Source organism: Cellulomonas hominis (assembly GCF_901521055.1).
GTDB classification, from domain to species: domain Bacteria; phylum Actinomycetota; class Actinomycetes; order Actinomycetales; family Cellulomonadaceae; genus Cellulomonas; species Cellulomonas endometrii.
Map to the genome: position 1 here is coordinate 16,584 of NZ_CABEGA010000053.1, position 11,902 is coordinate 28,485.

At 75.6% G+C, this 11,902-nt stretch carries 9 protein-coding genes; 8 read left to right on the top strand and 1 reads right to left on the bottom strand.

Annotated features, from left to right (window positions below; genetic code table 11):
- The first annotated feature begins 101 nt into the window (after positions 1 to 101).
- Positions 102 to 1,097 carry an Lrp/AsnC family transcriptional regulator gene (locus tag KJP73_RS14220; protein ID WP_213283526.1) on the top strand — a complete coding sequence of 332 codons (996 nt, stop codon included), beginning with the start codon at positions 102 to 104 and terminating at the stop codon, positions 1,095 to 1,097.
- A gap of 32 nt (positions 1,098 to 1,129) precedes the next feature.
- Here the strand turns inward: KJP73_RS14220 and KJP73_RS14225 are convergent, their stop codons facing one another.
- A complete protein-coding gene (locus KJP73_RS14225; RefSeq protein WP_213283527.1) occupies positions 1,130 to 2,146 on the bottom strand; it encodes a LacI family DNA-binding transcriptional regulator in 1,017 nt (338 codons plus the stop codon).
- 163 nt (positions 2,147 to 2,309) lie between these two features.
- Here KJP73_RS14225 and KJP73_RS14230 point away from each other — a divergent pair, with 163 nt between their 5' ends.
- From KJP73_RS14230 to KJP73_RS14260, 7 genes are all read left to right on the top strand, one after another.
- Positions 2,310 to 4,232 carry a glycoside hydrolase family 127 protein gene (locus KJP73_RS14230; protein ID WP_249669403.1) on the top strand — a complete coding sequence of 641 codons (1,923 nt, stop codon included), beginning with the start codon at positions 2,310 to 2,312 and terminating at the stop codon, positions 4,230 to 4,232.
- Positions 4,233 to 4,314: 82 nt separating this feature from the next.
- Positions 4,315 to 5,583, top strand: coding sequence for an ABC transporter substrate-binding protein (locus tag KJP73_RS14235; RefSeq protein WP_213283529.1), 1,269 nt, complete (start codon positions 4,315 to 4,317; stop codon positions 5,581 to 5,583).
- On the top strand, positions 5,573 to 6,556 hold the full coding sequence (locus KJP73_RS14240; RefSeq protein WP_213283530.1) for a carbohydrate ABC transporter permease: 984 nt from the start codon (positions 5,573 to 5,575) through the stop codon (positions 6,554 to 6,556). The genes KJP73_RS14235 and KJP73_RS14240 overlap by 11 nt, the downstream gene beginning before the upstream one ends.
- Positions 6,553 to 7,389, top strand: coding sequence for a carbohydrate ABC transporter permease (locus KJP73_RS14245; protein WP_213283531.1), 837 nt, complete (start codon positions 6,553 to 6,555; stop codon positions 7,387 to 7,389). Before KJP73_RS14240 ends, KJP73_RS14245 begins: the two co-directional genes overlap by 4 nt.
- Before the next feature lie 17 nt (positions 7,390 to 7,406).
- On the top strand, positions 7,407 to 9,527 hold the full coding sequence (locus tag KJP73_RS14250) for a hypothetical protein (RefSeq protein ID WP_213283532.1): 2,121 nt from the start codon (positions 7,407 to 7,409) through the stop codon (positions 9,525 to 9,527).
- 221 nt (positions 9,528 to 9,748) lie between these two features.
- The gene (locus KJP73_RS14255) at positions 9,749 to 11,062 is read left to right on the top strand and encodes a sensor histidine kinase (protein WP_213283533.1); all 1,314 of its coding nucleotides are present in this window, start codon (positions 9,749 to 9,751) and stop codon (positions 11,060 to 11,062) included.
- The gene (locus KJP73_RS14260) at positions 11,059 to 11,730 is read left to right on the top strand and encodes a response regulator (RefSeq protein ID WP_213283534.1); all 672 of its coding nucleotides are present in this window, start codon (positions 11,059 to 11,061) and stop codon (positions 11,728 to 11,730) included. Before KJP73_RS14255 ends, KJP73_RS14260 begins: the two co-directional genes overlap by 4 nt.
- Positions 11,731 to 11,902: the final 172 nt, after the last annotated feature.

Genomic DNA, 11,902 nt, shown 5'->3' on the forward strand with positions numbered 1-11,902 from the left:
AGGTCTCCTGTGGGGACGGGCCGACGAGGTGGCGTGACGCTAGGAGCGCCGGTCGCGGCGATGGGGCAGACTGCAGGAAACTGACTCCAAGGCGGTGCTCTGTGCAGGAAGATGCGCTCGACGACCTCGACCAGCGCCTGATCCACGCTCTCCAGATCAGCCCGCGGGCGCCGTGGTCCGGCCTCGCGCCGGTGCTCGGGGCGGATCCCGTCACCCTGGCCCGGCGCTGGGCGCGGCTCACGCAGGAGGGGCTGGTCTACGTGACCGGCTACGGCTGGGACCAGGGTCAGCTGTCCCTGATCGAGATCGAGTGCAGCCCCGGCGAGACGCTCGCGGTGGCGCACGCGCTCGCCGCGGACCGCGAGGCGTTCACCATCGACCTCACCGCCGGCGGCCGGGACATCATGCTGACGCTCGGCGCGGCCGGCACCGAGGCGGTGGCGTCGTGGACGCTCGAGCGGATCCGCGGCGTCCCGGGCGTCCGGGCGATGCGCACGCACCTGGTGTCCGAGGTCGTGACCGACGCGCGCAGCTGGCGGATGCGCGCGCTGTCGAAGGACGAGGTGGCGCGGGTCGCCGCGCTGGACACCCGCCCCACCGGCGGCGCGGTGACCGTCCGGCCGGAGCAGGGCCGGGCGATCAGCGTGGCGCTCACCGAGGACCCGCGGATCGGCATCGCGGAGCTCGCCGCGCGGGCCGGCATGACGCCGCGGCGCGCCCGCGACGCCCTGGCGACGATGCGCGCGTCGGGCCGGTTCGTGATGCGCGTCGACGTGGCCCGGGCGCACACCCCGTGGCCCATCTACGCCTGGTACTTCCTCCGGGTGCCCGCGGCGATGGTCGCGCGCGTCGGCCCGCAGCTCGGCCGGATGGACGAGGTGCGGCTCGTCGTCACCACCGTCGGCGAGTACAACGTGGTCGTCGCGGTGTGGCTCCGGACGCTGCAGGACGTCGGCCGGCTCGAGGCGATCATCGAGGAGCGGCTGCCCGGCGTCACGATCGCCGACCGGTCCGTGGTGCTGCGCACGACCAAGCACCTGGGGCACCTGCTGGACACGCGCGGCCGGGCCACGCCGGACACGATCCCGATGCCCTGAGCCGGGGTCGCGTGCCCGCCGGCCCGCCCGCTTCAGCCCGCCGTCGACCCGCGCGGCACCAGCCGGCTCGGCACCACGTCGACCCCCGGCCGCCGGTCCCCGTCGATCGCGGCGAACAGCAGCGCGGCGGCCCGCCGGCCGAGCTCCTCGAGGTTCATGTCGATGCTGGTGAGCCGCGGGCGGGCGCCCGCGGAGATGATGTCCCAGTTGTCGTGCCCGACGACGGCGACGTCCTGCGGCACCTGACGGCCCCGCTCCCGCGCGATCTCCAGGGCCCCGCGGGCCACGAGGTCGCTGCCGCAGACGATGGCGTCGGTCTCGGGGTGGTGCGTCAGGATGCTCGCGGCGGCCGTGCGGCCCCACTCCTCGGTCCACGCCCCGTACAGGGCGGCCCCGCCGACGGGTTCCAGGCCGGCCTCGGCGAGCGCCTGCGTGGCGCCCTCGGTCCGCTGGCGCGCCGCCAGGTAGCCGACGTCGCCCGCGACCAGCGCGACCCGGCGCCGGCCGAGGGCGAGCAGGTGCTCGACCGCGAGCCGGCCGCCCATGACGTCGTCGGTGACGACGGACATGTCGTCGGGGTCCTCGGACGGGGCGTACGCGTAGACGACCGGGACGGCGAGCCGCCCGAGGGACGGGCGCGGGTCCGTGCGCGCCCCGACGACGATCAGCCCGTCCACGCGGCGGCCGAGCAGCGCCTGGAGGTGGTGCTGCTCGCGGATCGCGTCGCCGCGGGCGTCGCAGAGCAGGACCGAGACGTCCCCGGTTCCCGCGGCGTCCTCCGCGCCCATCAGGGTCGGGATGGAGAAGCGGCCCTCGAGGTCGTGCGTGATGAGGCCGATGGTGTGCGAGCGGCCCGACGCGAGGTGCCGGGCGGAGGCGTGCGGGCGGAAGTTCAGCGTCCGCGCGGCCGAAAGAACCCGTGTCCGTGTTTCGGCGCGCACCTCGTCGCGGTCGTTCAGCGCCTTCGAGGCGGTGGCCGGTGACACGCCCGCCAGGCGCGCGACGTCGGCGAGCGTGACCCGTCGCTCCTGGTCCGGCTCCACCGCCATCGCCTAGTCCCCCTCGTCGCTCCTGCTCCCGCTGCACCTGCGCCACGAAGCGTAGCGGAGGCAGGCGGGGGGCGGGCGGCGGCACCGCCGCGTTGACGAACCCCCGCCGACGGGTCTACTTTCGGTTTCCGAAAGCGATTTCGGTAATCGAGCGAGGATGCAGATGACACCGACGACCCTGTCCCCGGTCACCGCACCGGTGGCTCCCGTCGCCCCCCGCCGGGGCGGTCGCGCGCCGCTCGGCATCGACGAGGTCCGGCTGGAGGGCGGCTTCTGGGGCGCCCGTCAGCAGGTGAACCGCGAGGCGACGCTGGACCACTGCGTGTCCTGGCTGGAGCGCCTCGGCTGGGTGGCGAACTTCGACGCCGCCGCCCGCGGCGAGGGCGGGGCCCGCGCGGGCCGCGAGTTCGCCGACTCCGAGACGTACAAGATCCTCGAGGCGCTCGCGTGGGAGTCCGGCCGCTCCGGCGACGCCCACGTCGAGGAGGTCTACCGGGCGCTCGCGGCCCGCGTCGTTGCGGCGCAGTCCGAGGACGGGTACCTCGGCACCCAGTTCGGCCGGGAGGGGCAGCCCGCCCGGTACACGGACCTGGAGTGGGGCCACGAGCTGTACTGCGCCGGCCACCTGATCCAGGCGGCGGTGGCGCGGCTGCGCACGCACGGCGAGGACGAGCTGGTCCGCGCGGCGCTGCGCGTGGCCGACCACGTCGTCGCGACGTTCGGGCCGGGCGGCATCGAGTCCGTGTGCGGGCACCCCGAGATCGAGGTCGCGCTGGCGGAGCTGTCCCGCGCGACCGGCCGGCCGGAGTACCTGGAGCAGGCCCGGGTGTTCGTCGAGCGCCGTGGCCACGGCGTGCTCGCGGACATCGAGCTCGGGCGCGACTACTTCCAGGACGACGTCCCGGTCCGCGAGGCGACCGTGCTGCGCGGCCACGCCGTGCGCGCGCTCTACCTGGCTGCCGGCGCCGTGGACGTCGCGGTCGAGACCGGCGACGACGAGCTCCTCGCCGCGCTGGTGCGGCAGTGGGAGGCCACGGTCGCGCACCGGACGTACCTGACCGGGGGGATGGGGTCGCGGCACACGGGCGAGGCGTTCGGCCTGGACCACGAGCTCCCGCCGGACCGCGCCTACTCCGAGACCTGCGCCGGCATCGCCGCCGTGATGTTCTCCTGGCGGCTGTTCCTGGCCACCGGCGAGATGCGGTACGCCGACCTGGTCGAGCGCGTGCTCTACAACGTGGTCGCCACGTCGCCCGCCGAGGACGGGAAGGCGTTCTTCTACGCCAACCCGCTGCACCAGCGGGTCGCCGGTGCACCGGTGGACCCGGAGGGCCTGAGCCCCCGCGCCGCGTCCAGCGAGCGCGCGCCGTGGTTCCACGTGTCCTGCTGCCCCACGAACGTCGCCCGGACCGTCGCCAGCCTCGGGGCGTACGCGGCGGCCTGGGACGGCGACGAGCTGGCGCTCGTCCAGCACCTGCCCGGCACCGTGCGGACCACCGCGGCGGACGGCTCGCTCGTCGCGCTGCGCGTGCGCACCGGCTACCCCGTCGAGGGCCGGGTCGAGGTCGAGGTCGAGCAGGCGCCCGCACAGGTGGGGCTCCGGCTCCGCGTCCCCGCCTGGGCCGCCGGCGCGACCGCCGAGGTGGACGGCGCCACCCTGACGGTCGACGGCGACAGCGTCCGCGTGCCGGGCCCGCTCGCACCCGGCGCCACCGTCGTCCTGACGCTCCCGGTCGCCCCGCGGTGGACCGAGCCCGACCCGCGGGTCGACTCCGTCCGCGGCTGCGTCGCGGTCGAGCAGGGCCCGGTGGTCCTCTGCCTGGAGTCCGTCGCGCTGCCCGAGGGCACCGACCTGCACGACGTGGTCGTCGTCCGCACGGCGGAGGCGCCCCGCGCCGGCGCCGACGGGTCCGCCGTCGTGCGCGCCACCCGGCTGGCCGGGCCCACCGGTGCGCCCGGTGCGCCGAGCACCGCGTCCGGGACGGCCGGGACGGCGCCCGGCGGCTTCGACGTCGAGCTGCGCCCGTACCACCAGTGGGGCGAGCGCGGCCCGACGCAGATGCGGGTCTGGCTGCCCGTCGCCTGACGCCCCCCGAGAGTCACCCGCGCGGCGCCGCCCGGGGCCGCGCGTCATCCCCCCGCAGTTCATGAAGGCAAGGAGGCTTTCCATGTCCCGACCCCTGTCCCGGCGCCGTCCGGTGGTCACGGCCGGCGCCGCGGCGCTCGTGCTCGTCGGCGTCGCCGCGTGCGGCTCCGGCGGATCCGACGACTCCGGCACCGCGTCCAGCGGCGAGATCTCCGGCGAGGTCACGATCGGCTGGTCCGGCGAGGGGGAGTGGGGCGAGTACCTGCGCGCCACGATCGCCCGCGCCGAGGAGCAGTACCCGGACCTCACGATCACCCCGGTCGTCTACCCGACGTACGACGACCAGCTGAACCAGCTGCCGACCGAGTTCGCCGGTGACACGGCGCCCGACCTGATCCAGTGGGACGGCGCCGCTGCCATCGCGCAGTACGCGAGCGAGGGCGTGATCGAGCCGCTCGACGACTGGGTGGAGCAGAGCGGCAAGGACCTGTCGGTGTACCCGTCCTCGCTGATCGAGGGCTGGACGATCGACGACCAGCTCTACGGGGTCCCGCTGTTCCTGCAGCACTCGGGTATCGCGGCGCGCACCGACCTGCTCGAGCAGGCCGGCATCACCCAGGCGCCGCAGACGCTCGACGAGTACGCCGCCGCCGCGCAGGCGGTGACCGAGAAGACCGACGCCAGCGGCGTCGTGCTCCTCGACACCCTGTTCCACATCAGCCAGTACCTCTACGCGTTCGGCGGCGGCTACGACTACGGCCGCACGATCGACTCCGAGGAGAACGTCGCGGGCCTGACCTACCTGGTCGACCTGTTCGCCGACGGCGACGCGCAGACCGCCAAGCAGCTCGGCGCCACCTGGGACGGCGAGGCGTTCGGCGCCGGCAGCGCCGCCCTGTCCGACGCGGGCCCCTGGTACGTGTCGTTCATGGAGGCGACCGCGCCCGACGCCCCGTACCAGCTGCTCCCCCTGCCCGGGCAGGAGGCCGGCGAGCAGTCGCTCGTCACGTACAGCGGCGGCTTCTCGGTCAACGCGCGGTCCGAGAACACCGCCGCCGCCGAGGCCGTGCTGGAGATCATGACCGACGAGCAGGCGCAGGCCGACCTGCTCGCGTCCGGTACCCAGGTCCCGGCGATGACCACGTTCATCGACCAGTACCGCGAGGCCACCCCGGCGTACGCCGCGTTCACGGACGAGGTCATCGAGAACGGCCGGACCCTGGACTACCCGCTGGAGACGACCGAGTTCGGCAACGCGCTGGTGGCCGGCTTCCAGGACCTGGTGTTCAACCCCGGCAAGCAGACGCCCGAGGAGCTGCTGGAGCAGCTCCAGGCCACCTATGGCCAGTGACCTGACGGTCCGGCCCGGCGGCGCGACCGCCGGGCCGGACCGTCGGCGAGAGGGGTCCTCGACGCGCCCGCGGGGCTGGGCCGCCCGGTGGCGCGCCCGGCTCCCGGAGAACCTGACGGCCTGGGTCATGGTCGCCCCCGCCGTCGTCCTGCTGCTGTGGTGGTTCGTCTACCCGATCGTGCAGTCGGTCGTCCTGAGCTTCCAGGACGTCAACAAGTTCCACTTCGACGAGCGGACCATGGTCGGGCTCGCGAACTACCGCGAGCTGTTCGCCGACCCGGCGTTCGGCAGCTCGCTCGGCATCACCGCGACCTTCGTGGCGCTGGTGGTCCCGGCCCAGACCGTGCTCGCGATGCTGATCGCGTCGCTGCTCGTGTCCGTCACCCGGGGCCGGGCGGCGTTCCGCACCGCGGTGTTCGTCCCCTACATGACGTCGACCGTCGCGGTCACGACGATCTTCATGCAGCTGTTCGTGTCCGGCGGGCCGGTGTCGTCGTTCCTCGACGGGATCGGGCTGCCGGGCGGGACCTGGTACGCGGAGCCGTCGACCGCCCTGTACTTCCTGGTCTTCGTCTACGTCTACATGTTCGTCGGGCTGTACATCGTGATCTTCGTCGGCGGCATGGAGTCGATCGACCCCTCCCTGTACGAGGCGGCCGAGATGGACGGCGCGGGGGTGCTGCGCCGGTTCTGGTCCGTGACCGTGCCGGGCGTGCGCCCGTTCACCGTGTTCGTGCTGCTGACGGGGTTCATCCAGGCCGTCCAGGTCTTCGACCAGGCCTACGTGATCTCCGGGGGCACCACCCTGGGCAGCCCCGCGGGGGCCACCTCGACGATCGTCATCTTCATCTACCAGCAGGCGTTCCGCATGAACGCCGTCGGCTACGGCAGCGCGGCCACCGTGGTGCTGCTCGTCGCGATCCTCGCGGCGGGCCTCGTCAGCCGGGTCGCCGCACGGAGGGCGGACGCATGAGCGCCGGACGTACCCGCAGCACCCGGTCCCGGGCGACCCGCACCGCGCAGCTCGCCGTGCTCTGCGTCGTCGCCGTCGTCATGGTGGCGCCGCTCGTGTTCGGGCTCTACGTGTCGCTGCTGCCGCCGGGGCGGTACCTGCAGCTGGTCGGCCCGGGGGACCTCACGCTCGAGAACTACGCCTACGTGTTCGACCACGCGCCCGTCGGGACCTGGTACCGCAACACCCTGGTGGTCACCGCGCTGGTCGTGGGCGGCGCGGTGCTGGTCAACACGCTCGCGGGGTACGCCCTCGCGCGGTTCCGGTTCGCCGGGCGGCGGTGGCTCATGCTCGGCGTCATCGCGATCCTGCTCGTGCCGCTCCAGGCGTACCTGATCCCGCTGTACCTGCAGGTGTCGTCCTACGGGTGGCTCAACAGCCTGGTGGCGCTGGTCGTGCCGTTCATCGTGAACCCGCTGCTGATCTTCCTCATGCGGCAGACGTTCTCGACGCTCCCGCCGGAGCTGGACGACGCGGCCGCCGTGGACGGCGCCGGCCGGTTCCGGGTGTTCCTGCAGATCGGCGTGCCGCTCGCCATGACGGGCATCGCGACGCAGGCGATCCTGGCCGGCACGTGGACCTGGAACAGCTTCCTGATCCCCGTGACGATGGTGAACGACCCCGACCAGTTCGTGCTCACCGTCGGGCTGAACAGCCTCCAGGCGCAGAACTACACGCTGCCGACCGTGCAGATGGCCGGCGTCGTGCTGCTGACGATCCCCGTCGTGGTGATGTTCGTGGTGTTCCAGCGGTTCATCGTGCCGAGCCTGGCCAGCTCGGGCATCAAGGGCTGACGGCGGTGGTCGCGCCGGTGCCCGGACCGCTCGCCGTCCGGGCGGTCCCCGGCAAGGGGGGCAGCGGGATCGCGGTGACCGGCCCGACCGGGACGTGGTCGAGCGCCGCGCCCGTCGAGGTGCTGGTCACCGGGCCGGGGGAGCCCGCGCCGCGGACCCTCGCCGTGCCGTACGACGAGGTGGTGCCGGCCGCGGGCGGCGGCCTCCGTGGGGCCGCCGCGGTCGACGTGACGCCTGGCTGCACAGTGCGGGTCGTCGACCTCTGGTGCGGCGGCCAGGAGGCGTCCGTCCGGCGCGCGGTGGAGGTCCGTGGTGACGCGCCGGGCGGGTTCGCGACGGCCGTGACGCTCGCGCGGGGGGCGCACGGCTGGGCGGAGCTCGAGGTCCTCGCGCCCGGCCTGGTGTACGGCGACGCCCGCCCGGTCAGCGCGTGGACGATCGGCGGGCCGGACGCCCGGGCCGCCGGCGTCCGCGACGTGCTGGTGCGCGAGGACCGGCTGTCGGCCCCGCACCTGACCGTCCGGTACCCCGACGGCGTCGCGCTCACCGTGCACCGCGACGGCGGGACCCGGGCGACGGTGGCCGCCGACGGGCTCCACGAGCACGGCGGGACCCTCGTCGACGAGCGCGTCGACCTGGTGGCGCTCGGCGGCCGCGCCGGACCGGCCGGCGTGGCCGTCGGCGGCACGTACCCCGCGGCCGAGGGGGAGTGGACCTACACCAGCGGCGGCCTGCCGCTGACCGGCCTGCGCGCGTGGCGCCAGACGCTGCACCCGCTGCGGGACGGGCTCCGGCACGAGGTGGCGCTCGGCTGGACCGCCACGAGCGGCGGCGACCGGCTCGGGGTGCTCGCCCACGCGCGCGACCGCGCCTGGACGCGGTACCGACCGGTCGCCGAGCCCGTGCCCGCCGCCGGCTACCTGCTGCCCGTCGCGCGGGTGCTGGCGAGCCAGGTGCAGCGGCCCGCACTGGGGCTGGCCGGCGTGGCGCTGGAGTCGGACCCGCTGCGGGGCGTGCCGGTGCCCGGGGCGTCGGCGTCGGTGATGGGCTTCGTCGGAGCCGGGACGGACGTGGGCCTGTGCCTGCTCCGGGGGGCCGAGGCGCTCGCGGCCGAGGCGCTGGCGGACGAGGCGGCGGACCTCGCCGAGCGTGGCCGCGCCGTGCTGGACGCCTTCGCCCGGCTGCCCCTGGACCCGCCGGCGGGGGAGGGCTGGGACCTCGTGTCCGGGGCGCCCACCACGTACCGCGACCTCGACGGCGAGCCCGCGGTGTTCGCGCGCGCCGTCGCGGAGGGCTGCCACGCGGCGCTGCGGGCAGCCGAGCGCGTGCCCGCGGCGCAGGGCGGGGCGTGGCGCGACTGGGCGCTGGGCGGCGCTGCGTTCCTAGTGGACCAGCAGCGCCCGGACGGGTCGTTCCCGCGCGCGTGGCGGGCGGGGACGGGCGCTGTGCTGCAGCAGTCCCCGACGGCGACGGCGACGGTGGTCCCGTTCCTGCTCGCCGCCGGGCTCGCCGAGGCGGCCGTCCGCGCCGGCGAGCACGCGTGGGCCCGAGCCGCGGAGCACCTGGCCTACGCCGGCGCGACGCTCGACAACCCGGACGTCGTCGACAAGGAGGGCGCCCTGCTCGCGGCGCGCGCCTTCCTCGCCCTCCACCGGCGGACCGGTGAGGACCGGTGGCTCGGACGCGCGCTGCACGCCGCGCGGGTCGCCGAGTCCTGGGTGCACCTGGTGGACCTGCCCGTGCCGGCGGACGCGCCGTGGGCGGACCTGCACTGGAAGCCGGGCCGGTCCATGGTCGGCCTGCAGCTCATCACCTCGGGCGTCACCATGTCCGACGGGTTCCTGGTGGTGGACGCCGCGCTGTTCGCTGAGCTCGCACTGCGCTCGGGGGAGGACTGGCCCGCCCGGGTCGCCCGGCTCGTGCACCACGGGTCGCTCGCGATGCTGGCGACGGCGCAGCGGCCCTTCGATCTCGCCGGGGCCGGGTGGCAGCAGGAGCACTGGGGCTTCGGCCCGCGGCGCGGGTACGGGCTGAACCGGCACTGGCTGCCGTGGACGGCGGTGGCGGTGCTCGACGGCCACTTTCGGCTCCGCGACCTCGGCCCGGAGGCGGCCGCCCTGGTCGCGCTCGACGGCTGACCCCGCCGGCCGCCGGGCCCGCCCGCCGCGCCCGCCCGCCGCGCCCGGCCGGTCACCGAGATGGCAAAGCCGGCCTCTGCCGGCGCGCGATCCCGCAGGCGAGGAGTGCCATCTCGGCGCCCTGGAGTGCAGGGGTGCGGAGTGCAGGGGTGCGGGGGTGCGGAGTGCAGGGGTGCGGGGGTGCGCGGATTCGGGTGAGCGCGCGGGGCTTGCGTGGGACGATGCCCGACGTGCCCGAGCGGACCCCGACCGCCGCCGCCCCCCGGCGGGCCGTACCGCGCCGCCCGGACGTCGTCGCCGCGGCGGTGACGCTGGTGGTGAGCGTCGCCGGGCTGCTGGCCCTGCCGGCGCTCGCGGCGATGGAGCCCGCGGAGCCCCTCACCGGCCTGCCGCCGGTCGGCGCCGCCCGCTGGTGGGCCGTCCTGGTGGCGCTCGTCGCGCAGGCCGTGGTCGTCGCCTGGGCCCGTCCCGCTCCGCGCGCGGCGCTGCTGGCCGTCGGCACGGTGCCCCTGCTGCTGTCCGCCGTCCGGCCGGGCGACGTGTCGGGGATCGTCACGCTCGCCGTCCTCGTGGTGGTCTACCGGGCCGTGGTCGACCAGCCCCTGGCGCGCGTGCGTGCCGCGCTGGCCGGCACCGTGCTGCTCCTGACCGTCGCGTCGGCCGTCGGCGGTGGCCCGCTGGACGCGGGGGCGCCCCCGGTCGCCGTGCTCGCCGCCGCGACGGGCCAGGCGCTCGGCGTCGTCCTGCTGGGGCTGGTGCCGGCGCTGGTGGTCGGGTCGCGCCGGGCCCTGCGGTCCGCGGAGGCCGGGGAGCTGCGGGCGCTCCAGCGCGAGGGAGAGGCGCGGCTGCAGGCGGCGCTGGCCACCGAGCGGACCGCCATGGCGCGGGAGCTGCACGACATCGCGGCGCACCACCTGTCCGGCATCGCGCTGATGGCGTCGGCGATCGACCGGCAGATCACCACCGATCCCGACTCCGCCCGGCAGGGCCTGCGCCAGGTGCGGGACCAGAGCCGGGTGGTGCTCACCGACCTGCGGCGCCTGGTGGGGCTGCTCCGCGACGACGACGGCGCGGAGACGTCGGCGCTCACGCTCGCCGCCCTGCCCGGGCTGGTCGCCGCGCCGGGCGTCGCGGCCGGTGACGCCGTGACGCTGGAGGTGCTCGACGCGCCCGGCGGTGGCCCGCTCGGCGCCGGCGTGGGCCCCCTCGCGCAGCTGGCCGCGTACCGGATGGTGCAGGAGGCGCTGGCGAACGCGCGCTCGCACGCCCCGGGGGCGCCGTGCCGGGTGACCGTCGACGACCGCGCGCCCGACGCCGTGGTGCTCACGGTCCGCAACGGCGCGCCCGCGACGTCCGCCGCGTCCACCACAGCACCAGCGCCGCGGTCGTCCGGCGGGTACGGCCTGCAGGGCATGCAGGAGCGCGCCGCCCTGGTCGGGGCCACGCTGCGGCACGGCCCGACACCGGACGGCGGCTGGGAGGTCCGGCTGAGCGTCCCGCGCGACCGCACGACCGACGAGGAGGAGACCGCGTGATCCGGGTGCTGATCGCCGACGACCAGGCGCTGGTGCGCGCGGGCCTGTCCGCGCTGCTGGGGGCGGAGGACGACATCGAGGTGGTGGGAGTCGCCTCCGACGGCGAGGAGGCGGTCGCGCTGGCCCGCAGCACCGCGCCCGACGTCGTGTGCCTCGACATCCGGATGCCCGGGCGGGACGGGATCAGCGTGGCCCGGGAGCTGTGCGGGCCCGACGTCGAACACCCCGTTCCGGTGCTGGTGCTGACGACGTTCGACCTGGACGACTACGTGTTCGGCGCGCTGGAGGCCGGCGCGTCCGGGTTCCTGCTGAAGGACGCCGACCCCGAGACGATCGTGCACGCGGTGCGGGAGGTCGCCGCCGGCCGCGGGACGCTCGACCAGGCGCTCACCCACCGGGTGCTGCGGGAGTTCGCCGGGCGCCGCCGGCTGCAGCCCGTGACCCTCCAGCGCGGGGCGGACGTCCTGACGGCGCGCGAGCGGGACATCCTGCTGCTGCTGGCCCGCGGGATGTCGAACGAGGAGATCGCCGCGGAGCTCGTGGTCGAGGTGTCGACCGTGAAGTCGCACCTGGCGCGGATGATGCCGAAGCTCGGCGTCCGGTCGCGGCTGCAGGCGGTCGTGTGGGCGTACCAGAACCGGGTGGTCACGGTCCCCGGGGAGGACTGAGCGGGCCGCGACCCGCCGCGGGGCGGAGGCCTTGCGTCGAAGGATGCAGGCCGCGGAGTTCCGTCGCGGGCGGCTAGAGGGCGGGTACCCCGGATTCCTAGCGTCGAGGGCATGGACCAGACGTCCCCCGAGACCAGGAGCCCCGCGATGACCACCCCGATCCCCACCGCCC

What these genes read in the sequence shown, in the direction of transcription:
- KJP73_RS14225 (WP_213283527.1), bottom strand. Translation starts at nt 2,146, where the DNA reads ATGGCGGTGGAGCCGGACCAGGAGCGACGGGTCACGCTCGCCGACGTC.
- KJP73_RS14230 (WP_249669403.1), top strand. Translation starts at nt 2,310, where the DNA reads ATGACACCGACGACCCTGTCCCCGGTCACCGCACCGGTGGCTCCCGTC.
- KJP73_RS14235 (WP_213283529.1), top strand. Translation starts at nt 4,315, where the DNA reads ATGTCCCGACCCCTGTCCCGGCGCCGTCCGGTGGTCACGGCCGGCGCC.
- KJP73_RS14240 (WP_213283530.1), top strand. Translation starts at nt 5,573, where the DNA reads ATGGCCAGTGACCTGACGGTCCGGCCCGGCGGCGCGACCGCCGGGCCG.
- KJP73_RS14245 (WP_213283531.1), top strand. Translation starts at nt 6,553, where the DNA reads ATGAGCGCCGGACGTACCCGCAGCACCCGGTCCCGGGCGACCCGCACC.
- KJP73_RS14255 (WP_213283533.1), top strand. Translation starts at nt 9,749, where the DNA reads ATGCCCGACGTGCCCGAGCGGACCCCGACCGCCGCCGCCCCCCGGCGG.